Source organism: Micrococcaceae bacterium Sec5.1 (genome assembly GCA_039636795.1).
In the GTDB taxonomy this organism is placed as follows: domain Bacteria; phylum Actinomycetota; class Actinomycetes; order Actinomycetales; family Micrococcaceae; genus Arthrobacter.
In genome coordinates this window covers 5,293,634-5,316,194 of record CP143430.1, presented here as the reverse complement: position 1 = coordinate 5,316,194, position 22,561 = coordinate 5,293,634, and the positions used below count along the sequence as shown (strand labels likewise).

Sequence of the window (22,561 nt, the reverse complement as noted above, 5' to 3'; positions counted from 1 at the left end):
CCACCTCCCTTGTCGATTGTCGATTATACCGGCCTAGCTCGTCCTGAACCGCTCCGGGCGTACGAATTCCAGGCCGTCGAGCGACTGTTTTCCGAGCGCTTCGTACGCGGCGATGTGGCCGAAACCCGTGGCGTTTTTGAATCCGCCACCGGAGAAGCCTGTGGCGCCGTAGATCCTGCTTGACCTGCCGAGCCAGCCCAACAGCGGGTTCCGGTCCTCGGTGTAGAGGTCCGGGAAGGCGTCGGAGCGGATGATGCTGGGAGCCAGGCCGGGCAAGAACTCGGTGACGGTTTCCAAGGTGTCGGCAATTTCGGCTGTTGTGAGTTCTCTGGGGAAAGCATCGGGGTCCGTCGTCACCGTGCCCCTGCCGTCGAGGGTGGCTTTGACCGTAACGCCGTCCACGGTCGGTGCCCCGTACATGGAGCGGTCCTCGTACATCCAGCTGAAAGTGGGGAACTTCTCCGGGGTGAACTGGGCGGCGTCGCGGGCAACAAACCAGCTCAGGAAAACCCTGCGGGTTTCCGTGTGCGCCTTCAGGTAGTCAGGCATGAGCCGCCGTGACCAGCCCCCTGAGGCGACGATGACGTTCTCGAAGGTCCAGGTGCTGTCCTCGGAGGTGACGACGACGCCGTCGTTGGTTTCCCGTATGCCGGTAACAGGAGTGTTGTTAAGGACCGTTGCCCCGTTGGCTTGTGCAGCGGCGATGGCGGCCGTTACTGCCCGGTCGGTCCGTAGGACCCCTGCGTTGGGGTCGAACACCGCGGAGTCGTCAGCCCGGAGGTTGTGCTGCGGGTAGCGTTCAGCCATTTCCTCACGGCTCAGGATCTGGTGTGCAGCCCCATTTGTGCGGGCAGTCTCCAGGACGCTGCGGAGGTATGGCCCATCGGTGGTGCCGATGGAGAGTCCGCCACAGCGGGTGAGGATGTCCTGTCCGGTTTCTGCCTCGAGTTCCGCCCAGAGATCCCGTGAACGCTCCAGGATGGGGTAGAGCGCCGGGCTGCCACGATAAATCATGCGGAACAGCCGGGTGTCGCCGCCTACGGCGCTGCGTCCATGGGCCGGGGTGTGTGTTTCGAAACCGACCACGGAATCGGAAAGACGGGAGGCCTGCCAGAGTGCCATGCTTCCGATGCTGCCCAGGCCGATGACGGCGAGTTTTCCATCCATGCTTAGAGCACCTCGATATCTTCATTCATGAACAGCAGGGTGTCTGCTGTTGGGCGGGCGAAGCCCATGCTTCTGCGACTGATGGTTTGCATTTGGGGAGCACGTCTCCTAGTTGAGCTTGGCTTCGGTGATGGCGCCGGATTCAAGGCCCCAGTTCGAGAGGGACTTCTTGTACTCCGGGCTGTTCAGGACGGACTGGACGGCGGCCTGGAGGGCGGGGGTCAGGGGAGAGCCCTTTTTCAGGCCGATCGCCGTCACGTCGCTGGAGCCGACGTTGATCTGCGGGGTCAGGATGGTGAACGATTTGGGCTGCTGCTTCTCGGCCCATGCGAGGGAGGTTGTGTCGTAGAGGATGCCGTCGATGCGCTTGGACGCCAGCTGGGTCAGGGCGTCCTGGACGTTGGGCAGGGTCACGGCGTTGATGGCTGGCTGTCCCTTGGAGGTGCAGGTCTGCTCCGAGAGGGCCGGGAGGCGCTTGAGTTGGCCTGTGGAGCCCGCTGTGACGGCAATGTTTTTGCCGCACAGGGTTTCGTTGGTGAGTTTCAACGGATTTCCAGCGCTCACTGCCACTGAGTTGCCGGCCTTGAAGTAGTCGATCATGTCCAGGACCTTCAGCCGCTCCGGCGTTGGTGCCATGGTGGTGACGGTGAAGTCGTAGCGGCCACCGTCAATGCCCGGAATGATCGTGTCGAAGACGGTGTTCTCGAACTTCAGCTTCAGGCCGAGCTTCTTGGCTATCAGGCGGGCAATGTCCGGGTTCAGGCCGATCGGCGTCGAGTTGTCTTCGGCGAGGAACGTCGTCGGCGGGTAGTGCAGGTCCATCGCGACCGTCAGTTCGCCCTTGTCCTTATAGAACGCGGGCAACAGGCTCACAGCCTTTTCGTCAGGCTGGACGCCCTCGGAGATGTCGGCCGTTTTCGGATCTGTTGGGGAGGTGCTCGTTGACCCGCCACAGCCGGTGAGGGCCACCAGCATTGCAAACCCTGCGGCTGCAGCCTGGATCCTGCTTATGGTCTTCATGATGTACCTCCGGGGGCGTTTCAAATGAAGGTTTTTGCATGGTGCGTTATTCGTGAAGTCCGGCGAGCCTGCTGCCGAATCTGGCCAGGAGGGACGTCTTGGTGGAATCCTTGCGCTCTTCCCACTGATCAGCAAGACCGAAAAGCCGGTACATGCCGTGAACACCCAGCCAGCGAATGGGTTCCGGTTCCCAGTTCCGTGCGCGGTAGCCAACCCAGGGGAGTGTGGTCCGTTCCGTTTCCCGTTCGAAAGCCAATTCCGCGAGTGTTCGGCCGCCCACGTAGGCGGCTGTAACACCGTGTCCGGCATAGCCGGTGGACGATCCGATTCCGGATGCCTGGTCCCAGTGCACTCCGCCGTTCCAGTCGCGGGTAACGCCCAGGACTCCGGACCAGGCGTGGTCCACTTCGAGGTGGATACCCGGGAAGAAGGAGCGAAGCTTTGTGGAGATCAGGTCAACCGTGGACTGGGCTGTGGCACCGGCGCCGCCCGTACCGGAACCGTAGCGGTAGGGCCTTCCACGGCCGCCAATGGCGATGCGTCCGTCCGCTGTTCGCTGCGAATAGATGAATGTGTGGGCGGAATCGCTCAGGCACTGACGCCCATTCCAGCCGATCTGCTGCCAGGCCTCCTCGGACAGGGGCTTGGTCACGATCATGGAGGAGTTGATCGGTATCAAAGCCCTGCTGCCCAGGAGTTGCCCGGAGTACCCTTCCGTGCAGATGAATTTTTTGGCCGCCGTGACCTGTCCGTTGGCCAAGGTCAGGGTCTTGCCGTCAATACTGTTTATCCGGCTGTTTTCGTAGATCTCCACGCCCATGGACGTGAGGGTGTCCGCGAGGCCATAGATAAGTTTCGCCGGATGAATGCGGGCGCAGGGCTTGTAGAAGAGCCCGCCGTGGACGGTGGAGATGTTGATCTTGCTCTGGAACTCGTCCCGGTCGAGCAAGTGAACATCGTCTTCGGTCAACCCATACTTCCAGTCGGCGTCACGCCTGGCTACCAGCCGCCCCAGCCCCGCCTTCGTGTGGGCAGCGACGAGCGCGCCGCCCTTGTGCTGATCCGCGTCGATACCCTCGGCCTGAAGGATACTAAGGACGGAGTCGACGCCGGTCACGAACTCCCGCTGCAATGCCCGGCTTGCGTCCAACCCATCTCCTGATGCGCGGGCGAAGGTGGCCCGGTTTCCCGGGGGCATCGCAGAAAGCCAGCCGCCGTTTCGCCCGGAGGCTCCGTAGCCGATCTGTTCTGCCTCAAAAACCGCGACCTCGAGTGAGGGTTCGAGTTTCTTGGCGAAGTATGCAGCCCAGAGGCCTGTGTAGCCACCGCCTATGATGGCCAGATCCACGGACCCCTGCCCTGCGAAACGCGGGTATGCCGGCCGGTTTTCCGCGAGTCCTGCCATCCAGAAGCCGAGGTCTCCGTTTCGGGGTGTTGCTGTGAGGGCTTTCATCGTTGTCCTACTTTGTGGGGAGTTGGTGTGCCAATTTGTGGGGAGTTGGTGTGCCAAGCGGTGTGGTGTTCAGGCGGCCGTGTAGCCGCCGTCGACGGGCAGTACCGCGCCGGTGATGTAGGACGATTCCCGTGACGCCATGAAAAGTATGGCGTCAGCGATTTCTTCGGGGGTGGCCAGGCGCCGGAGCGGGATCTGGCCCTCGCGTTCTGCCCGGTACGCCTCGGGATCGGGCCTGCGCTGGAACGATGCCTCGATGACCGGAGTGACGGTCAGTCCCGGCGCGACCACGTTGACGCGGATATTGCGTGCGGCCCACTCGATTGCGGCGCCCTTGGCGAGCATGATGAGGCCGCCCTTGGCCGCGGAGTAAAGGACTTCATCAGGCTTGCCAACCATTCCCAGCCGTGAACTGACCAGGACGAACGAGCCTCCCTTGGCAGGCATCAACGGTGCAAAATGCTTCATCATCAGGAAGGCGCTGAGGAGGTTGCTGTGGAGCACGTTTTTGGCATCTTCATACGCCATCTCCGTCAGCGGGCCGCTTACCTGCAGGCCATGGTTAAGGACGACGACGCCCACGGTGCCGAACGCTTCGGCGGCCCGGCGGGCGAGGCCTTCGACGAAAGCCTCGTCATTGAGATCTCCGGGGACGTACACGTCATCAGGTTCGACGCTGTCCAGCTGCTCCCTGCGGCCGGTGAGCAGCAGGCGGGCACGTTCGCGCCGGAAGTGGGAACTCACTGCTTCCCCGATTCCGCTGCTGGCGCCGGTTATGACGGCAGTGGTCTTATCAAGTCTCATGGTGGTAGTCCTTGTACGGTATGTTTCTTGGGTTGCGGGGTCTGGGGTTTGCGGGCTGGGGTCCGGACATGTCGGCCCCCACGAATCAGCTCAGGAAGCCGCGGGCATCCACCCGCCACCGTTCCAGCGAGGTTCCCGTGCTGTCAGTGACGATGTACTCCTCGAAATTGACCACGACCGGGCAAACGTGGTTCGGCACGATCGGGAGAACCGTGCCGACACCCGGGTGGAAATCGCCGGCCGGCAGGGGGAGGAACCCGTGGTACTCGTTGAGCTTGGAGAGAACGGCCGACGTACCGGGGACAGCGCCATAACCGATCTCGGGGCTGCCTTCCCGGCTTAGTGCTTTGGTTCCTACGTCGAGAATGACCTGATCGGGAACCCAGTCGCTGACCACCGTGGCAGCCACAAACAGGGCAATCTGATCTTCCGTGCAGGCTCCGAGCCGAGTGTTGTTCAAGTCATTGAACACGTACTCGCCGGGCCTGATCTCAGTGATCACGTTGCTCGTAGCGTACTCAATGGTGGGTGTTGAGCCAGCGCTGACGACGTCTGCGCTGATGCCCACCGCGCTGAAGCTCCGCACCGCTGTGGTGAGCGCGGCTTCCTGGTCCGTTGTAGCGCGCTGGCGGGCGTCCGGGCTGGCGCTTCCATGACCTGGATAGGTGAAGACACCCACCGGCACAAGTCCACGCCTGCGCGCGGCGGCGGCGAGCTCGCCTGCAAACTCGGGTGGTGCACCGGAACGACGTGCTCCGCAGTCCACCTCGATGACAACCTGCAGTCGTTCCGCCTCAGATCCCATCGCATCAGCAAGGGCATCGATCGCCGCGAAATTGTCGACGCCGACCCGCAGCCGGGTGGTTACGGCAAGTTTGCGGATGCGCAAGCCTTTCGTTCCCGAAGGCCAGATCGGGTAGGCGATGAAGATATCGTCGAAGCCAGCTGCGGCGAAGACTTCGGCCTCGCCAACATTGCCAGCGGTGATTCCCACAGCTCCGGCCTTGACCTGACGACGAGCGATTTCGACGCATTTGTGCGTTTTTACGTGCGGCCTGACGTCGAGGTCCTGCTGGGCGGCGAAGCCCTGCATGCGATGGATGTTGTCCTGCATAACGTCGATCAGCACGATCGGCGCCGGGGTGTCGACCCGCTCAACCAGGGCGTTGAGCGCTCCTTGGATACGGTTCACGCTGTTCTCCTCATGAATTTGCCGCCAACATATCCGCGCCTAAGCGGCTGTGCAGATCATCTGGATCTCTACAGGAGTGTTGGCCGGCAGCCCGGCGACGCCGATTGCGGTCCGGGCGTGCCGTCCGTTCTCCCCCAACACCTCGATGAGCAATTCGCTGGCCGCGTTGGCGACCCGCGATTGCAGGCCGAAGTCCGGTGTGCTGGCCACGAACACCAGCATCTGCACGATCCGGACCCGGTCCAGGTCCCCCACTGCCTGCACAGCCGCGGCGAGGCAATTGAGGGCGGCATGGCGGGCGAGCTCCCGCGCTTTCTCCAGCCCCACGTCCCGGCCCACGATGGCTTGGCCCAGCAGCACACCGTCCTTGTAAGGCAGTTGGCCGGCGATGTGGATACTGGAACCCACGGCGCGGTGGTCCACGTAATAAGGGCTGTCAGCGAGGGTTGGAAGCTCCAGGCCAAGGGCCCGAAGCCGATCCAAGGCCGAGCCCGCCGTAGTGACGCTCACCTGTCATCAGGTCTTTCTTACGAAGCAGCGGAACGTGGCAGGCCGAAGAGGACGGGGAGCTCGGCAATGTCGGTGATCCGCTCGTAGCCGAGCCAGTGCTCGTCATGCTCGAAGCCACGGTCCACATACACCTTGTTCCTGATGCCCAGGGTGGCTGCGGACCGAAGGTCGTACATCGGGCTCGCGGAGACGTGCACGATCTCGTCAGGTGTCGCGCCAAGCTTGTCGAACATGTATTCAAACGCTCCGAGGCGGGGCTTGTACATGCCCATCTGCTCGGCGCTGATGACGGTTGCGAAGGGAGCTTGGAGGTTCTCCGAAAGTCGCTCAGCATGCACGGTGTCGCTGTTGGTAATGATGACCAGGGGGACTGCCTCAGCCAAGCGGTTCAGTGCCTCGGTTACACCCGGGTACGGGCCCCACGTCGGGACGATTTCGTAGACTGCCCTTGCATCGGCCTCCCGGTACTCAAGGCCGAGCCTGCGCGAGGCGCGTTCCATGGAGTTGGCGATGATTTGGTGGAAGGGCTTGTAATCGCCCATGCACTCATCGATCCGGTATGCCTTGGTGGCCTGCAAGTATTCATCGGCGAGCTCTGCCGGCAGGCGTTCGCCCAGGACCGTTCGGGTCGCGTCGGCGATAGCGAACTTAATCAGCGTTCCGTTCATGTCGAACGTTACGAACTTCGGCTTGATGTCGAATGCCATTTTTTCCTCCAGTTTGGATTTTATCTTCGTCGATTGTCGACGAGGCTTGGATGGGCAAGTACCGTCGATTGTCGACAATACTCGGGGTGGTTGTAGATTGTCAACGATACTTCGCCGAAACGATTCTTTCTTTCTCGTCCCGCATACGCCGGTCCCTGGGCTACTGACAGCCCGACGCCGTAGGGCACGACCGTGATCCCAAAAGGCGGCCTTCATCCACACAAGGTCAGTGTGTGCTGACGTTGTATGGATGGGGACTTCATTGAGGCGCAGTCGGAGTTCGTGGATTAAAGGGCTGTTCAGCCGGCCGGCTTCCACCCCAGGGCCGGCCCCAGTTTGTCCGCAATGTCAGTGAGGATCTGCACGTAGTCCTCATGGTCAAAGCTGAAGGGCAGTGCGAAAGCAACCTCGTCAACTTCCTGGAATCCTTGGTGGGCGTAGAGCTGCTCAGCAATCTCCTCGCTCGTACCGATGATGTCTTCCGCGAACATCATGCGCTTGGGCCCCTGTGGTGCCCGCGTGCGGGGTGTGCGTTCATCGACGTACCGTTGATATTTCTGCCGCTGGGCGGGCGAAGCCGAGTCGGTCGGGATCACTACCAGGCCCTGCGATACCCGGGCAGTGTTCCCTGCCAGGGCAGAGGCTTCGCGGTAGGCGCGAATCTGGGACTGTTGGACGCGGGCAAAATCCGGTTCTTGGCCCGTTTCGGGGAAGATCACACTGCTGGAGAGCAAATTGAACCCGTTTGTCCCGGCCCATTCCGCTGATTTCATGCTCGCCGCCCCATACCAAAGCCGCGAACGAAGCCCGGAAGAGTGCGGCTCCACGCGGTTGGAGAATTCCTCCACCACACCTTGCTTGCCGGAGAAATCCCGCACCTTTTCGCCGGCGATCAGACGGGCAAGCCGGTCCACGCGGGTGTAGCTGAAGTCCTCCAGGTCAGCGGTTTCCGGGTAGAGCTCATGCTTCAGCGTGTCGTAGTTCATGGGTTCCCCTACGCTCAGCCCCGGATTGATCCGTCCACCGGAGAGCAGGTCCACGGTGGCCAGATCCTCTGCCAAGCGCAAGGGGTTTTCCCATCCCAATGGCGTCACTGCTGTGCCAAGCTCGATCCTGGAGGTGCGCTGGCTTGCCGCGGCCATGACCGCAACCGGAGAGGAGATCCCGAACTGCAGATGGCGGTGCCGCAGCCAAGCGCTGTTGAAGCCGAGCCGCTCGCCGAGTTCGATGATCTCCAACGTGGATTGGTGCCCGGCGGCCGGGTCCACGGGGTCGAACAGGCCAATAGTGAGGAAACCAAGCTTGCGCAGGGGATGTTCGCTGGTGGGCATGGCTTCCTTCACTGTCGGGCGCTGGCTACTGCCCAGAATAGGCTCTGGTCCACGGGGCGAAGACAGGACGTTACCTTATGTGATGCGACCACAGGACCTCGGAACCCAGCGGGCAAAAGCGCCTAGTTCAGGGCCGGAGTGTCAGCAGGCATGACGCCAGAGCCATAAAGGTCGCTGGCCAGGTCCCGAAGTGCGCGCAGAGCCACCCGCTGGGTAAACGGACCGTAGGACACACGTGCCACACCGAGTTCCTGGAGCTCTGCTGCCGGCAGGGCTCCCGGTGCGCCGATCACGGAGAGCTTCCCGTGTCCGAGGCCCTGAACCAGCGGCTCGATGACCTCACGGGTCATGGCGCCAGGTACGAAAACCAGTGAAGCACCGGCGTCGAGGAAGGCTCGTCCCCTCCTGATGGCGTCCTCAATACTGTCCGTGACTGGCCGGTCCCCGCCCCGGGCGATCGCGTCGGTGCGTGCGTTTAACTGGAACGGGATCCCTTCGTCTGCGGCGGCTGAAATGATCGACTGGACACGGGCAACGGCCTCGTCGAACGGCCGCAACCGGTCTTCGACGTTTGCACCAACTACCCCGATCCCAATAGCTCGACGGATAGTCTCGGCCGGGTTGCCGTAGCCATCATCCAGATCGGCGGTGACCGGCAGATCGACAGCGTTGACTATTCGTTTCACCCCTTCAAGCGCGACGTCCAGGGGCATGGTTCCGTCTGCATAGCCAAAGGCCGCAGCAATCGAATGCCCTGCAGTGGCAATGGCCTTCGTTTCAGGAAGTGCTGCAATTGTCTGGGCGCTGATGGCGTCCCACACGTTAACCACACTCAGGATTTCCGGTGCCTCGTGCAGGGCTTTCAGCTGCTGTGCACGGGCATTGCTGTTTGCTTCAGTCATCGTTGTTCTCCGTCATCGCTGTTCTCGGTGATCCACCGGGTGGGAACCAGTCTCACTGTCCAACCTCAGCCTAGACATAACGTCACACAACGCGATACCAAGCGCCTGGGGACAATGAACGTCCTACCCTTGACTCGTGACTTTTTCCAAGATCTGCACCGCCGCCGCGAGCTCCCTCGCCGCCGCTGGTCTCCTGATTACCCTCGCCGCCTGTTCCACGCCGGCTGCCACCCAGCCAAGCACCGCGCCGTCCGCAACCTCGGCTTCCTCCAGCGCTGACGCCGGGCCCTGCACCGGTGTGAAGGTCATCGTCGATTCCGGCGCCCTGAAGCAGGCTGCCGCCGACAAGACTGTTTGCGTTGCCGTGGACGCGCCAACGACCGCTGCCAAGGTGCTCGATGAAGCCAAGGTGAAAACCGAGGGAACAAAGCAATACCCCACCGAACTGGTGTGCCGGGTCAATGGCGTGCCGGCCGCCGACTTCGACATCACCCACAAGGGCGGCACATACCGCGAAGAATGCGACAAGATGCCGGCGGGCTTTGCCTACTGGTCCATTTGGGTCAAGCCGGCCGCCGGCGACTGGGCCTACGCCCAGGAAGGCCTCGCCACCCAGCAGGTGAAGCCAGGAGAGAGCCTGGAACTGCTGTACACCATCGACGGCGCACCGGCCGCACCCAAGGCATGACCCTTCGACCCGCGCCGTTACGCGCTGCCGCGGCGCTCGCCGTCGTCTTCATAGCGGCGCGGGTCATCTATCGCATCCTTTTCAACGGAGCGGGCACCGTCGGGCCGGTGCTGCTGGAACTCCCGTCAGTGCGGTTGCCCGCCCCATACGCCCACGTGGTCTTCCTCGGACCCGTAACATCGCCTGGTCTGTGGGAGGCGGTTGTTTCAGCCCTGCCGATTGCCGGGATGATCCTTGCCTTCGGACTGCTCAACGCCTTCGTGGACGTGGCAAGGGGCTTCATGCGGCTGGCCCGCGGTGGCCCATTCCAAGGCATAGCCCGCACGCTTGTGGTGGCTTGGGCTGCGCTCCCCGCACTCGCCGACGCCGTTGCCTCCGTCCGCTTGGCCTTCCGGTTGCGGGGCGAACGCCTGGGGCCGAGAGCCCTTGTTCCGGTACTTGAGCGAACTCTTGAGCACGCCAGCCGGGTAGCCGCGGCCTTGGAATTGCGTGGCTTCGGGAGCAGGGCGGCGCACCAAGCCGGCAGCGATTCCGGCTTGCCCCTTGAGATCCGGGGCGCCCAATTCCGCATCGGCGACACGCGGCTGCAGGTCGAAAACTTCAAGCCAGGCCCCGGGACAATAACCGTTGTTACCGGGCCCACCGGCTCCGGAAAGTCCACCATCCTGCGGGGCGTTGCGGGACTCCTTTCACACGTCGACGGCGGAGAGCTTACCGGCACGGTCTGTGTCGCCGGAGTGGACCGTGCCGCCGCGCCGCCACGCGATACCGCCGGCGTCGTCGGCGTCGTCCTGCAAAACCCACGCGCCGCTTTCGCCAGCACCCGCGTCCGGGACGAAATCTCACTTTCGCTTGAACTGCGCGGCGTTGCAGCCGGCATCGCCCGGGCCCGCACGGTGGAGGTCGCGGAGTGGATTGGAGTGTCGGCGCTCCTGGACCGGAACCTCAACTCTCTCTCGGCCGGCGAGGCAACGCTCGTGGCCATCGCCGCTGCCGTGGTGGAGCACCCGGCCCTGCTCCTGGTTGACGAGCCGCTTGCCGACCTCGACACCACAGCGCGGGCCCGGGTCATCGCAGTACTCGACGCCCTCGCCCACGGATCGGGCATCTGCATCATTGTGGCTGAGCATCGGGCGGAGCCGCTTTTACGCGTCGCCGATTTGTGGTGGAGAATTCACGACGGCGGCTTGGTAGCAGGCGCCGCGCCAGCACCTGCACGTCCGGGTGGAATAGGTCCGACGCCGGCAGTGTCACCGAGGTTGGCACTGTCACCGACGGCGGCAGTCTCACCGACGTCGAAACCGGAGGACGCGCCGGTGCTGACTGCGACAAAGCTCGCGGTGCACCGCGACGGCAAGGCGCTCGTAAGCGACGCCTCACTGACCCTCCACCCTGGCGAAGTGGTCGCCTTGGTTGGGCCGAACGGGGCCGGGAAGTCCTCGCTCCTGGTGGCCCTCGCGCTCGGGGAAGGAACCAGCGGCACGGTCGGCGGCGGCCGCGTCGCCCTGGTTCCGGACGCCTCTGATGACCTTTTCACGAGGGACACAGTGGCTGCTGAGCTCCGGGCGGCAGATCGGCGCGAAGCACGGGCACGGCGTAAATCAGACGCGAATGGCTCGGACAGGACCCTGTCAAAATCGGCAACATCCCGCCTGGTCCGATTGCGTGGTGAGGTTGGGATGCCGATAGGTCACGAGCATCCGCGGGACCTGTCGGCCGGAGAGCGCCGTATCCTCGCCATCGCGCTTCAGACTGCGGGCGACCCCCAAGTCCTCCTTATTGATGAGCCCACCCGCGGGCTCGATCCTGAGGCCCGGGCAGGAGTCTCGGCCGCCTTGCGCGCATTGGCGGACTCTGGCGCAGCAGTACTTATCGCCACGCATGACGTCGATTTCGCCCACGGCCTTGGCGCCCGGATCGTGCAGATGGACGAAGGCGTGGCGCCAGCCGCGCAGGCCGACGCCGCATACGCATCCAGTGCAGACACGACTTCGGTGACGCCAGCCCCGGCTGCGAGGCCCGCAGTTGCGACTCCCGCGGTTGTGGGGCCCGCTCTGCGCGATAATTCCGAAGTTCGGGGCGCAGAGCGGACCCCGCAACGCCACCTCCGCTTGCCGCGGGCCTTGGAGATCGCGGTTCTCGCGGCTGCCAACGTTTTGGCCCTCGGCGCGTTCTGCTGGCCGTTGCTCGCGGCGGCCCTACCTGAGGATGCGGCCGCGGCCGTCCCCTACGCGGCTCTGGCGATCGCACCCCTTGCCGTTGTCGGCATTGTGGTGTCCCTCGACGGCTCAGTGCGTTCCGCACACACCGTGGCCTTGCTGGGCGTCTTGGCTGCAGTCGGTTCGGCAGTTCGTGTGGCGAGCACCGGCGTCGGGGGCGTTGAAGCAGTGTTCATCCTGCTGATCCTGGCCGGCCGCGCCTTCGGTCCCCGCTTCGGCATGCTCCTCGGGGCGCTGACCATCGCCGTTTCCAGTGTCCTGTGGAGCGGTATCGGCCCTTGGTCGCCGTTCCAGATCTTCGCCTGCGCCTGGGTGGGGGCTGGGGCGGGCCTGTTGCCACGCCGGGTTCGAGGACGGGCTGAACTATGGATGCTTTGTGGGTACGGCGTTGTGGCGTCCTATGTCTTCGGCCTGCTGACCAATCTCTGGTTCTGGCCCTTCGCTGTCGGTGCCGGAACCGGCATTTCGTACGCGCCCGGTGCCCCGCTGGGCACCAACCTCAGCAGCTTCCTGCTCTACTCCCTAGTGACCTCGACGGCGGGATGGGACACCCTGCGTGGCATCACCACGATCATCGGAATCGCTGCTGTGGGGCGGGCTATCCTGGCCGCTTTCAGGCGAGCGAAGCCAGTCTCCAGCCAGGACGGCCAAACCACCCGGGTTGAGGACGCTGGATCCAGGAGGACGAGCACCAAGAAGGCGGGCACAAAGAGTGCCCGCCCCCAAGGCCCCAAAGCCAAGGACCGGCGCCAACTTACACCTTGAGGCGCCGCCTCATACCTTGAAGTACTTGGCCTCCGGGTGATGGAACACGAAAGCGTCAGTTGACTGCTCCGGGTGCAGCATCAGTTCATCGCTGAGGATCACGCCCATCCGTTCCGGTTTCAGCAGCTCCGTGACCTTGCGGCGATCCTCCATGTCCGGGCACGCCGGATATCCCAGCGAGAAGCGCGCACCGCGGTAGTCGAGCTTGAAGTATCCGGCTTTGTCCTTGGGCTCTTCGGCTGCGAAACCCAGCTCGGAACGGATCCGCGCATGCCAGAATTCAGCCAGCGCCTCGGTGAGCTGCATGACCAGGCCATTGAGCTCGTAGTAGTCGCGGTAGTGGTTCCCTGCGAACAGCTTGGAAGTCACTTCTTCGATCTTCGAGCCCGCGGTGACCAGCTGGATCGGCAGGACGTCGATCTGGCCCGATTCACGGGAACGAACGAAGTCGGCGAGGCACAAGTGCCGGTCCCGCCGCTGGCGTGGGAAGTCGAAGCGCAGGCGCTCGGTGCCGATTGGACCGCCGGAGCCGCCATCGGGGGCGAGCAGCCCGGGAGTGCCGAGGACGCCGTCGAGGTCCTCTCCATGGTGCAGCACCACCACCTGTTCGCCCTCGGCCACTACCGGGAAATAGCCGTAGGCGACCGATGCATCGAGCATGCCCTCCGCGAGGATCCGGTCCAGCCAATACCGCAGACGCGGGCGGCCTTCGAGTTCCACCAGTTCGTCGTAGGAGGCGCCGTCGTCGCCCCGCCCGGGCTTGAGCCCCCACTGGCCCATGAAAGTGGCGCGCTCATCGAGCAAAGCAGCGTAATCGTGCAACGCGACGCCGCGGACAATTCGCGTGCCCCAGAAGGGTGGGGCAGGCACAGGGTTTTCGGCGGTGACGTCGGACCGGCCGGGCATTGCCTCCGGTTCGGTGACCGTGAACTTCGGGCCACTCTTGTGGATCCGCTTCTTCAGTGGCGGGAGGCCGACCGCGTCCGGGTCAGCGCCGCGCGCCACCTGCACCAACGGTTCCATGAGAGCGAGGCCCTCAAAGGCGTCCTTGGCGTACCTGACGGTCCCTTCAAACTGCTCCGCCAGGTCCTGCTCCACGTAGGCACGCGTCAGGGCTGCACCGCCGAGGATGATGGGCCACTTTTTCGCCAGGCCCCGGGACTGGAGCTCGGCAAGGTTTTCCTTCATCACCACAGTGGACTTCACGAGCAGGCCAGACATGCCAATCACGTCGGCGTCATGCTCCTCGGCCGCGGCCATGATCTCGGCGATGCCCTGTTTGATGCCGATGTTGACCACTTTGTAGCCGTTGTTGGTAAGGATGATGTCCACGAGGTTCTTACCAATATCGTGCACGTCGCCGCGAACGGTCGCGATCACCATGGTGCCCTTGCCCGATGAATCCGACTTCTCCATGTGCGGCTCGAGTAGTGCGACCGCGTTCTTCATCACCTCAGCGGATTGCAGCACGAAGGGAAGCTGCATCTCACCGGCGCCGAAGCGTTCACCCACAACCTTCATGCCCTCCAGCAATTGGTCGTTGATGATGCCGAGCGGGGTCATGCCTTCGCTGCGTGCGAGGTCGAGGTCCTCTTCGAGGCCCTTGCCTTCGCCGTCGATGATGCGTCGCTGCAGACGTTCGCCGGTAGGCAGCGCCGCGAGTTCCGCGGCGCGCTGGTCCTTAAGCGCGGCGGTGTCGACGCCGGCGAAGAGGTCGAGCATGATCGCCAAGGGGTCATAGGTGACGTTGCCATCGGCGTCGTACTCGCGACGGTCCCAGACGAGGTCCAGGGCCACCTTGCGCTGTTCATCCGGCAGCGACGCGAGCGGGACGATCTTCGCGGCGTCGATGATGCCGCTGGTCAGGCCCGCCTGGACGGCCTCGTGCAGGAACACCGAGTTCAGCACCATGCGCGCGGCAGGGTTCAGGCCGAAGGACACGTTCGACACGCCGAGGGTGGTCTGGATGCCGGGGTACTTCGTCGAGATCTGGCGGATGGCTTCAATGGTTTCGATGGCGTCCCGACGGGTTTCTTCCTGGCCGGTGGCGATGGGGAAGGTCAGGGCATCCACGATGATGTCTTCGACGCGCATCCCCCATTCGCTCACCAACGCGTCCACGAGGCGGGAAGCGATGGCCACTTTCCCTTCGGTGGTGCGGGCTTGGCCCTGTTCGTCGATGGTCAGGGCAATCACGGCCGTCCCGTGTTCCTTCACAAGCGGCATGATGCGCGCAAAGCGGCTCTCCGGGCCGTCGCCGTCCTCGTAGTTGACGGAGTTGACCACCGGGCGGCCGCCGATGTGTTCGAGTCCGGCCTGCAGCACCGGGGGCTCAGTGGAGTCGATGACCAACGGCAGGGTGGAGGCCGACGCGAAACGCGAGACGATCTCCTTGATGTCGGCTACGCCGTCGCGCCCCACATAGTCGATGCAAACATCGAGCAAGTGCGCGCCCACCCGGACCTGCTCGCGGGCGATATCGACGCAGTCGTCCCAGCGCTCTTCCAACATCGCTTGACGGAACGCCTTGGAACCGTTGGCGTTGGTGCGCTCACCAATGGCCAGATAAGCCGACTCCTGGTCGAAGGGAACGTGATGGTAGAGGGACGCGACGCCGGCCTCCCGCTCGGTGGGGACCCGGCCGCCAGCGCTTTTCGCGCCGCCGGTGACGGTCTCGGCGTCGGGCGCGTTGCCGTTGGTACGGAAGGGCTCAAGACGTTCGACGACGGCGGCCATGTGCTCCGGCGTCGTACCGCAACAGCCGCCCACCAGACCCAAGCCGAATTCGCGCACGAACTGCTCGTGCGCAGTGGCGAGTTCCGTGGGGGAGAGCGGATAGTGCGCGCCGTTCGCGCCGAGAATCGGCAGCCCGGCGTTGGGCATGCAGGCGATTGCGACAGAGGACTGCTTGGAGAGGTGCCGCAGGTGCTCGCTCATCTCATCCGGACCAGTGGCGCAGTTCAGGCCGATGGCGTCGACGCCCAATGGCTCCAGGGCGGTGAGTGCGGCGCCGATTTCGGAACCCATCAACATGGTTCCGGTGGTTTCCACCGTCACCTCCACGAAGATGGGGAGGCGGACGCCGCGGGAGACAATCGCCTGCTTGCAGCCGTTCACGGCGGCTTTGGTCTGCAGGAGGTCCTGGCTCGTCTCGATGAGGAATGCGTCGGCTCCGCCGTCGATGAGCCCTTCGGCCTGCAGGGCAAAGGTCTTCTTGAGGTAGTCGTAGCTGGTGTGGCCGAGGCTCGGGAGCTTGGTGCCAGGCCCCATGGACCCCAGGACCCAGCGCATCCGACCGTCTTCGGCCTCGGCCGCTTCGGCGCGCTCCCGCGCGATTCTGGCCCCCTTGTTGGCCAGTTCCTCGATGCGGTCATCGATGCCGTAGTCGGAGAGGTTGGACCAGTTCGCGCCGAAAGTGTTGGTTTCCACGGCATCGATTCCCACTGCGAAGTAGGCGTCATGGATGTCCGCGATAACGTCCGGACGTGTGTGGTTGAGGATCTCGTTGCAGCCCTCGAGGTTTTGGAAGTCGGCCTCAAGCGACAATTCCCGGTCCTGCAGCATGGTGCCCATCGCGCCATCAGCAATGACGACGCGCTGGTTGACGGCGTCCAGAAGCGACTGGGAGCGAACGGGACGAGGAACGGAATCGATGTCGAGTGCAAAACGAGGCATATAAACAGAGTACGGGTGAGGCCGGACACAGTACGGAGTATTTCCGTGTACTACTTCCATATGTGGATAACTGTGGAGGGCTTCAAACCACCACGGCTGGCTTCCTCTATCTCTAGGGACTAGCATGAGCCAAAACGAACAAAACGATAAATTCGCAGGAAACGGAAAATGAGCACACCATGGCTATGAGTGCAGCGGCCAAAGAAACCTTCCTCGCACCAGAGGCACCTCAAACGGGGAAGATCTACAACTTCATGGAGGCCCATGCTGAGAAGAATGGTTCTCAGCCTTCTCCTCAGTTCTTCCTTTCCGGCGCGGATGCCGGTGATCAGGTTGAGATCCCTCACGAAATCTACGAAGTGCTCGTTAAGACCGTTGAGGCTATGCGTAAGGGCCTGGCAATTACGATCACAGCCAGTTCGATGACTTTGACGACCCAGCAGGCAGCAGAGCTTTTGGGCGTGACCCGGCCTACAATCGTTCGACTCCTCGATGCTGGAAAGATTCCCTTCGAAAAGCCTGGAACTCACCGGCGTATCAAGCTTGAAGACGTACTGGCGTTCAAGGAAGTCCGAAAAGCCGAGCAGTACGAAGCTTTGGATTCCATGGGAACGATTGACGATGAGGACCCGGAAACGGCGATCAACAGGATGAAGAAGGCTCGTGCTGTAGCAGCGGAGCGGCGCCGGCAGCACAAAGGGTGACACGATAGGGCCATGTTCACGGCCCTTCTTGACAGTTGCGTCCTTTGGCCGAGCACGCAACGCGATTTTCTATTGTCTCTGGCATTCGAGGGAGCTTACCGCTTCATCTTCAGTGAGGCCATCCTGGCGGAGGTCGAAGCCAATGAGGAGATTAAGCGTGTCGAGCGGGGGGATAGCGAAGAAGAGGGACGGAAAAAAGCTGCCCACCTGGTCGGGCGCATGCGTTCCAGCTTTCGAGACGCGATTGTCATGCAGTGGGAAGGGCTCGAAGGAACCTACAGCTTGCCTGATCCCGATGATGAGCATGTGCTGGCCGCCGCAGTTGTGGGCGGCGCCGGAAGTATCGTGACGGAGAATTTCCGCGATTTCCCTGAAGAAAAGCTCCCCGGGGGAATCCAGATCGTGAGTGCCAAGGAGTTTGCCTTTGACACGGTATCCATGAGGCCTGACCTGGGTCTTCGCGCCGTTTGGACCATGTCTGTTCGGTCAGGGCGAAAGGGTACTGCATGCTCCCCGGAGGAGATTCTGGATACGTTGAACAAGCTGTACGGCATGGATGCTGCAACGGAACTCATCCGGGACCTCCTCTAGCGAAACATGACGCGGGGCTCTTCGCAGGCTGCCATCCAAACCACCGTGGTTATCCACATAGCTCCAAGGAACCCGTTGCCACCCATGCGCCCTGATGGTTCGATGGGGTTCATGGCTACCGCAGAAAGTTATGTCCTAGCGATCGGGACCAAGAAGGGTTTGTGGCTGGCAACCAGCCCGGACCGCAAGGAATGGTCCCTCTCCGGCCCGCACTTCCTGATGAGCGAGATCCCCAGCATCGGGATAGACACCCGGGACGGCAAAACCAGAATCATGGTGGGGGTGCGTTCGGAGCACTGGGGACCCACCGTTGCCCATTCCGATGACCTCGGTGCCACCTGGACCGAGCCCGAGCAGGGCGCCATCAAGTTCCCGGACGGCGCAGACGCTGCCTTGGAACGCATCTGGCAGATTTACCCCGACACCGAGTCCCGCCCTGGTGTGGTTTGGGCCGGGTGCGAACCGATTTCAGTATGGAAATCGACCGACGGCGGCGAGCACTTCGAGCTGAACCGCGGACTGTGGGACCACCCTCATCGCAGCGAGTGGGGTGCGGGGTATGGTGGCGCGGCGGCCCACTCGATCGTGGTGGATCCGTCCGGCGAGAAGGTCCATGTTGCCATGAGCACGGGCGGCGTTTACAGATCGCTCGACGGCGGGACCTCCTGGGAGCCCCGCAATAAGGGAATCTCGGCCTACTTCATGCCCGATCCCAATCCGGAGTTCGGCCAGTGCGTTCACAAGATTGCTGCGGATGCCGCCGTCGAGGGCCGTTTGTACGCACAGAACCACCACGGTGTGTACCGCACGGACGATGACGGCGAGAACTGGAACTCCATCGCGGACGGGCTGCCTGCCGATTTCGGCTTCGTGATGCTGACCCATCCCCGGCGCGAGGGCACAGCCTGGGTCATTCCACTGAAGGCCGACGGCGAACGCATCCCGCCGGACGGCAAGCTGAGTGTGCACCGCACAGAAGATGCCGGTGGAACGTGGAGAGAGCTTCACACTGGTTTGCCGGACCATGAATACAACGCAGTCCTTCGGGATGCTGCCTCCGTGGATACCGCCGAACCGACTGGCGTGTACTTCGGAACCCGCGGCGGATCGGTGTATGCCAGCGCCGACGAGGGCGAGACCTTCACTGAAGTGGCCTCGCACTTGCCGGACGTGCTGTGCGTGCGTGCCGCCGTCGTGGTTGGAAGCAGCAGTGGCATGGAGCGGGAAGCATCAGCCAGCGCCCCGGTACCTGGTTAGGCCCGTTGTGGCTGACTTTACGGTGGTGTTGCCGGGTGTCCTCCAGCCTCTCGTCGGCGGACAGTCCTATCTGACTGCGTCCGCCGACGGGGCTGTGACCGTTGGACAGTTGCTGGACTCGGTAACCGGAGACTATCCGGTGCTGGCCAGGCGTTTGCGGGATGAAACCGGTGCCCTCCGCCGTTTCGTGAATATTTACGTGAACGGCGATGAGGTCCGGCGCCTGAAGGGTCTGGATACTGAGGTTGCGGCTGGCCAGGAGGTCTTGATAATCCAGTCCGTGGCCGGCGGCTAAGCGGGTGTTTGGGGTCAAGCCGGGGTTCAGGCGACGCGCCAAACACTGCATTCGTCGGTATTGATGGCTTTCCGCATCCCGGAGGCTTGGTCCATGATCCAGACGACGCCGATTCCGGGCGCCGTTTCCTGGACTCGTCCGCGGCGGATGACCACGTCATCGTAGGCGGGACCAACGGACATGCGGGCCTCGATCTCGTCTCCGCGGTGGAGCTGGCTGAGAGCGCGTATTCGTGTTGTGTGAGTGGTGACTTCCTTCAGCATGGTGTCCTCCTGAACTGGAGCTGGTGCCTGCACTTGCCGGCTATTCCAGTGTGGCGGGGCATTGTTGCCGGAGTATTTCGGCGTGGTTAGGGTCCGGTTAGCATTCCGGGATGCTTGCGTTTCGGGTAAGGCCCGACGCCGGTACTCGCCACCGGCGGCAGGACTCGCCGTCGGTTGGCGCGCACCTCCAGAGACGCCTGCCGGCTCGGCTGTAGCCTGATCTCGGTTCTTGAGACTCACAGGAACCACAGACTCCGTCCCCGGGGAGATTCAATGGGTTTTTTGCGGCGCGCAATCGCGGTGTCCACAGGCCTGGTGGTTTTCACCACCGGCCTGTTTTTCGTCCAGGCCCCTGCTTCGGCAGTGCCGGAACCCACACCCGATAGTCCGAACGTACGGTTCTTCGAGGGGACACCGCATTCGGAGCACGTCTTCGAGACGCCACCCGGACAAGCCCCGTCCAGCAGTGGCGAGATCACCGACGTCGAATCCCTTCTCGGCGCGGGCGGAGCAGCAACCGGCCCCAATGGCGATATCCGGGTCCGTTTGGTGACGGCCAAACTGGCCGATAATACCAACCCAATCTCCATGTCAGGGGCCGAGCAGACGGTGGCGGCCACCAGCAGCTACTGGAAAGCCATGACGGACAACAAGCTGTCCATGACCGTGGACAGCAAGGTCTCCGGGTTCCAATCCAAAGCCAAGTCGACGGACAGCTACAGCACCATCATGTCCACCATCACCAGCGAGTTGAAGTGGACAGCCAGCCCGTACACCGCCCTGGTGATCTTCATTCCGACATCCACGCTTTCCGGGAACGCCTTGGGCGTGGGCTACAGCAGTGGCAGCTACAGCGGGCGGGTGCTGATGCCACAAATCAGCAAATTCTCCAACAACGTCATGAGCCATGAATTCGGGCACGTGATCGGACTGATGCACGCCGATGCGTTGCAGTGCTACAGCGGCGCATCCGACGTCGGCGTGGACAGCACCGGGCGGTTCACGGACAGCTCCTGCTACATCCGCGAATACGGGGACACCACGGACCTCATGGGCGCGGCGCAGTTCGCCCAGCCGGTGGTGAGCTCCAGCTTCTGGGACTACGCGGGGCTGGGCCGCGGCGACGAAATTCGGGATGTCGGGGTGGCCACAGGCGTCAAAAGCTACACGCTGAAGCCCTGGGGAGGCACCGAGGCGCAGAGGGCCATCAAGTTCACAGACCCGGTCAGCAAAGAGGTCTACTACCTGGAACTCAGGCAGCCGGTGGGGTACGACAGTTATCTCGGCGAGCAGGGCAGGCCCGCTGGCAACAGGGGCGTCAAGATCGTCCAACGCGGCGGCGCAACGATTGCCTCGTCGCTGATTCTCATGCCGTCCACCATTCCGTTTTCGGATCCTTATTACGCGACGAACCACGCCTGGCAAGCCGGCAGCATCTTCACCACGTACACGGGCACCCAAGTCACGATCAACTCCGTCTCCACCACCTCGGCGACCGTCACCATCAACGCAGATCCTAAACTCAAGGCACGCATGCGCTTCTCCGCCGGCGACTTCGACGGCGACAAACTGGCTGACGTCATCTCCCGCGAAGCGGACGGTTCGCTGCTGCTCTTCAGTGGCCTTCCGGGAAACCGACTGGATGATCCGGTGCAAATCGGCTCGGGCTGGGGCATTTTCAACGCCGTCCTGGGAACGTCGGACTTCAATGGTGACGGCTTCGCGGACATCCTGGCCCGCACCAGCGACGGGGCACTCTGGCTGTATCCGGGCAACGGCAAGGGCGGATTCCTGACCCGGAGCCAGATCGGTTTTGGGTGGCAGGGCTTTACCCAATTGGTTGCGGCGGGGGACTTCAACGCGGATGGCCGGAGTGACCTGATTGCTGCCGGCTCTGATGGCCGCCTGTGGTTGTATCCAGGCAATGGCACGGGTGGTTTCCTCGCCCAAACGCAGATCGGCCAGGGCTGGGATTCCTTCAATGGTCTGGCAGCCTCAGGTTCATTCGGCGGCGGCGCTCCAGGTTTGCTGGCACGTGCCAACGACGGCACCCTCTACGTCTACCCCGGCGATGGCAAGGGCGGCTTCCTGCCGCGTGCCGCCGTCGGAACTGGTTGGAACGGGGTAGGTGACATCGTCGGCGGCCGGGACTTCACGGGCGACAAGCGCGTGGACGTCCTGACGGCTGCAGCGGGCGGGGGCATGACCCTCTATCCGGGCGACGGCAGTGGCTTCGCGGATCGGCTTGCGATCGGGACCGGCTGGAACCAGTTCCTTCAGGTGTGGGAAGCGGGCGATTTCGACGGCGATGCTGTCGCCGACATCCTGGCGCGCGCAACCGACGGCGCGTTGTGGCTTTACCCGGGCAACGGATCCGGCAGTTTCCTTCCGCGTGTTCAAGTCGGGTGGGGCTGGGACCAGTTCACGTCGGTGTTGAGTGCTGGAGATTTCGACGGCGATTCGCACCCCGATCTTGTAGCCCGGGCTTCCGATGGGACACTGTGGCTCTACCCGACCGATGGCACGGGACAGTTCCTTGCCCGTCAACAGATCGGAACCGGATGGCAAGGCTTCGAGCAGTTGCTGGCCCCGGGCGATTTCACGGGCGACGGAAAGCCGGACATCGTTGCCCAGTCCGGCGACGGCGTGCTGTGGGTCTACCCCGGCAACGGCTCCGGGGGCTTCCTTGCCCGCAAGCAGATCGGCACCGGGTGGGACATGTTCAACCTGGTCCTGCAGGCCGGTGACTTCAACGGCGACGGAAGGGAAGACCTCGTTGGCCGTTCCGGTGATGGCGGGCTCTGGCTCTACCCGGGAAACGGCGCTGGCGGCTTCCTCACACGCTCCTACCTTGGTTCGGGGTGGAACATGTTCTCCAGCATCGCTGCCCTCGGCAACGGGTTTACGGGTACTGGCGACCCCTCTGTGGTAGGAGTCGCCGGGGACGGAACGCTGCTGATGTACTCCGGGACGGGCATGGGGAAGTTCAAGCCGGTGGCGCTGAACCCGCGGTAGGTA

General features: G+C 63.2%; 18 protein-coding genes. 7 read left to right on the top strand and 11 right to left on the bottom strand.

Going from position 1 to position 22,561, the window contains the following annotated elements:
- Nucleotides 1–33: 33 nt before the first annotated feature.
- The 9 genes from solA to VUN82_24385 form a co-directional block, all read right to left on the bottom strand.
- On the bottom strand, nucleotides 34–1,167 hold the full coding sequence (solA, locus tag VUN82_24425) for an N-methyl-L-tryptophan oxidase (GenBank protein XAS72181.1): 1,134 nt from the start codon (nucleotides 1,165–1,167) through the stop codon (nucleotides 34–36).
- A 108-nt stretch (nucleotides 1,168–1,275) separates the two neighbouring features.
- Nucleotides 1,276–2,187 carry an ABC transporter substrate-binding protein gene (locus tag VUN82_24420; GenBank protein ID XAS72180.1) on the bottom strand — a complete coding sequence of 304 codons (912 nt, stop codon included), beginning with the start codon at nucleotides 2,185–2,187 and terminating at the stop codon, nucleotides 1,276–1,278.
- Nucleotides 2,188–2,233: 46 nt separating this feature from the next.
- The gene (locus VUN82_24415) at nucleotides 2,234–3,640 is read right to left on the bottom strand and encodes an FAD-dependent oxidoreductase (GenBank protein XAS72179.1); all 1,407 of its coding nucleotides are present in this window, start codon (nucleotides 3,638–3,640) and stop codon (nucleotides 2,234–2,236) included.
- A 69-nt stretch (nucleotides 3,641–3,709) separates the two neighbouring features.
- Nucleotides 3,710–4,444: an SDR family oxidoreductase gene (locus VUN82_24410; protein ID XAS72178.1), complete on the bottom strand. Its 735-nt coding sequence runs from the start codon at nucleotides 4,442–4,444 to the stop codon at nucleotides 3,710–3,712.
- 85 nt (nucleotides 4,445–4,529) lie between these two features.
- Nucleotides 4,530–5,636: an alanine racemase gene (locus tag VUN82_24405; protein XAS72177.1), complete on the bottom strand. Its 1,107-nt coding sequence runs from the start codon at nucleotides 5,634–5,636 to the stop codon at nucleotides 4,530–4,532.
- Between the two features lie 39 nt (nucleotides 5,637–5,675).
- On the bottom strand, nucleotides 5,676–6,146 hold the full coding sequence (locus VUN82_24400) for a RidA family protein (protein ID XAS72176.1): 471 nt from the start codon (nucleotides 6,144–6,146) through the stop codon (nucleotides 5,676–5,678).
- A 17-nt stretch (nucleotides 6,147–6,163) separates the two neighbouring features.
- A complete protein-coding gene (locus VUN82_24395; protein ID XAS72175.1) occupies nucleotides 6,164–6,853 on the bottom strand; it encodes a haloacid dehalogenase type II in 690 nt (229 codons plus the stop codon).
- Between the two features lie 299 nt (nucleotides 6,854–7,152).
- On the bottom strand, nucleotides 7,153–8,184 hold the full coding sequence (locus tag VUN82_24390) for an LLM class flavin-dependent oxidoreductase (GenBank protein ID XAS72174.1): 1,032 nt from the start codon (nucleotides 8,182–8,184) through the stop codon (nucleotides 7,153–7,155).
- A gap of 122 nt (nucleotides 8,185–8,306) precedes the next feature.
- Nucleotides 8,307–9,086, bottom strand: a complete 780-nt coding sequence (locus VUN82_24385) for an isocitrate lyase/phosphoenolpyruvate mutase family protein (protein XAS72173.1) — start codon at nucleotides 9,084–9,086, stop codon at nucleotides 8,307–8,309.
- 136 nt (nucleotides 9,087–9,222) lie between these two features.
- On the opposite strand from VUN82_24385, the gene VUN82_24380 reads away from it, so the two are divergent.
- Nucleotides 9,223–9,774: a hypothetical protein gene (locus tag VUN82_24380; GenBank protein XAS72172.1), complete on the top strand. Its 552-nt coding sequence runs from the start codon at nucleotides 9,223–9,225 to the stop codon at nucleotides 9,772–9,774.
- Complete coding sequence (locus tag VUN82_24375; protein XAS72171.1) at nucleotides 9,771–12,758, top strand: ATP-binding cassette domain-containing protein; 2,988 nt, start codon at nucleotides 9,771–9,773, stop codon at nucleotides 12,756–12,758. The genes VUN82_24380 and VUN82_24375 overlap by 4 nt, the downstream gene beginning before the upstream one ends.
- Before the next feature lie 9 nt (nucleotides 12,759–12,767).
- On the opposite strand, the gene metH is transcribed toward VUN82_24375, so the two are convergent.
- Nucleotides 12,768–16,433 (bottom strand): methionine synthase, encoded by a 3,666-nt coding sequence (metH, locus tag VUN82_24370; protein XAS72170.1) that lies wholly within the window; start codon nucleotides 16,431–16,433, stop codon nucleotides 12,768–12,770.
- A 179-nt stretch (nucleotides 16,434–16,612) separates the two neighbouring features.
- Between metH and VUN82_24365 the strand changes: the two genes are divergently transcribed.
- From VUN82_24365 to VUN82_24350, 4 genes are all read left to right on the top strand, one after another.
- Nucleotides 16,613–17,137 (top strand): helix-turn-helix domain-containing protein, encoded by a 525-nt coding sequence (locus VUN82_24365; GenBank protein XAS72169.1) that lies wholly within the window; start codon nucleotides 16,613–16,615, stop codon nucleotides 17,135–17,137.
- A 12-nt stretch (nucleotides 17,138–17,149) separates the two neighbouring features.
- Complete coding sequence (locus tag VUN82_24360) at nucleotides 17,150–17,728, top strand: PIN domain-containing protein (GenBank protein ID XAS72168.1); 579 nt, start codon at nucleotides 17,150–17,152, stop codon at nucleotides 17,726–17,728.
- 102 nt (nucleotides 17,729–17,830) lie between these two features.
- Nucleotides 17,831–18,985, top strand: a complete 1,155-nt coding sequence (locus VUN82_24355) for an exo-alpha-sialidase (GenBank protein XAS74782.1) — start codon at nucleotides 17,831–17,833, stop codon at nucleotides 18,983–18,985.
- A gap of 7 nt (nucleotides 18,986–18,992) precedes the next feature.
- Nucleotides 18,993–19,280 (top strand): MoaD/ThiS family protein, encoded by a 288-nt coding sequence (locus VUN82_24350; protein ID XAS72167.1) that lies wholly within the window; start codon nucleotides 18,993–18,995, stop codon nucleotides 19,278–19,280.
- A 26-nt stretch (nucleotides 19,281–19,306) separates the two neighbouring features.
- On the opposite strand, the gene VUN82_24345 is transcribed toward VUN82_24350, so the two are convergent.
- Nucleotides 19,307–19,543: a hypothetical protein gene (locus VUN82_24345; GenBank protein XAS72166.1), complete on the bottom strand. Its 237-nt coding sequence runs from the start codon at nucleotides 19,541–19,543 to the stop codon at nucleotides 19,307–19,309.
- A gap of 273 nt (nucleotides 19,544–19,816) precedes the next feature.
- On the opposite strand from VUN82_24345, the gene VUN82_24340 reads away from it, so the two are divergent.
- Nucleotides 19,817–22,558 carry a VCBS repeat-containing protein gene (locus VUN82_24340; GenBank protein XAS72165.1) on the top strand — a complete coding sequence of 914 codons (2,742 nt, stop codon included), beginning with the start codon at nucleotides 19,817–19,819 and terminating at the stop codon, nucleotides 22,556–22,558.
- Nucleotides 22,559–22,561 lie beyond the last annotated feature (3 nt).

What these genes read in the sequence shown, in the direction of transcription:
- solA (XAS72181.1), bottom strand. Translation starts at nt 1,167, where the DNA reads ATGGATGGAAAACTCGCCGTCATCGGCCTGGGCAGCATCGGAAGCATG.
- VUN82_24420 (XAS72180.1), bottom strand. Translation starts at nt 2,187, where the DNA reads ATGAAGACCATAAGCAGGATCCAGGCTGCAGCCGCAGGGTTTGCAATG.
- VUN82_24415 (XAS72179.1), bottom strand. Translation starts at nt 3,640, where the DNA reads ATGAAAGCCCTCACAGCAACACCCCGAAACGGAGACCTCGGCTTCTGG.
- VUN82_24410 (XAS72178.1), bottom strand. Translation starts at nt 4,444, where the DNA reads ATGAGACTTGATAAGACCACTGCCGTCATAACCGGCGCCAGCAGCGGA.
- VUN82_24395 (XAS72175.1), bottom strand. Translation starts at nt 6,853, where the DNA reads ATGGCATTCGACATCAAGCCGAAGTTCGTAACGTTCGACATGAACGGA.
- VUN82_24390 (XAS72174.1), bottom strand. Translation starts at nt 8,184, where the DNA reads ATGCCCACCAGCGAACATCCCCTGCGCAAGCTTGGTTTCCTCACTATT.
- VUN82_24385 (XAS72173.1), bottom strand. Translation starts at nt 9,086, where the DNA reads ATGACTGAAGCAAACAGCAATGCCCGTGCACAGCAGCTGAAAGCCCTG.
- VUN82_24375 (XAS72171.1), top strand. Translation starts at nt 9,771, where the DNA reads ATGACCCTTCGACCCGCGCCGTTACGCGCTGCCGCGGCGCTCGCCGTC.
- metH (XAS72170.1), bottom strand. Translation starts at nt 16,433, where the DNA reads ATGCCTCGTTTTGCACTCGACATCGATTCCGTTCCTCGTCCCGTTCGC.
- VUN82_24365 (XAS72169.1), top strand. Translation starts at nt 16,613, where the DNA reads ATGGCTATGAGTGCAGCGGCCAAAGAAACCTTCCTCGCACCAGAGGCA.
- VUN82_24360 (XAS72168.1), top strand. Translation starts at nt 17,150, where the DNA reads ATGTTCACGGCCCTTCTTGACAGTTGCGTCCTTTGGCCGAGCACGCAA.
- VUN82_24355 (XAS74782.1), top strand. Translation starts at nt 17,831, where the DNA reads ATGGGGTTCATGGCTACCGCAGAAAGTTATGTCCTAGCGATCGGGACC.
- VUN82_24345 (XAS72166.1), bottom strand. Translation starts at nt 19,543, where the DNA reads ATGCTGAAGGAAGTCACCACTCACACAACACGAATACGCGCTCTCAGC.
- VUN82_24340 (XAS72165.1), top strand. Translation starts at nt 19,817, where the DNA reads ATGGGTTTTTTGCGGCGCGCAATCGCGGTGTCCACAGGCCTGGTGGTT.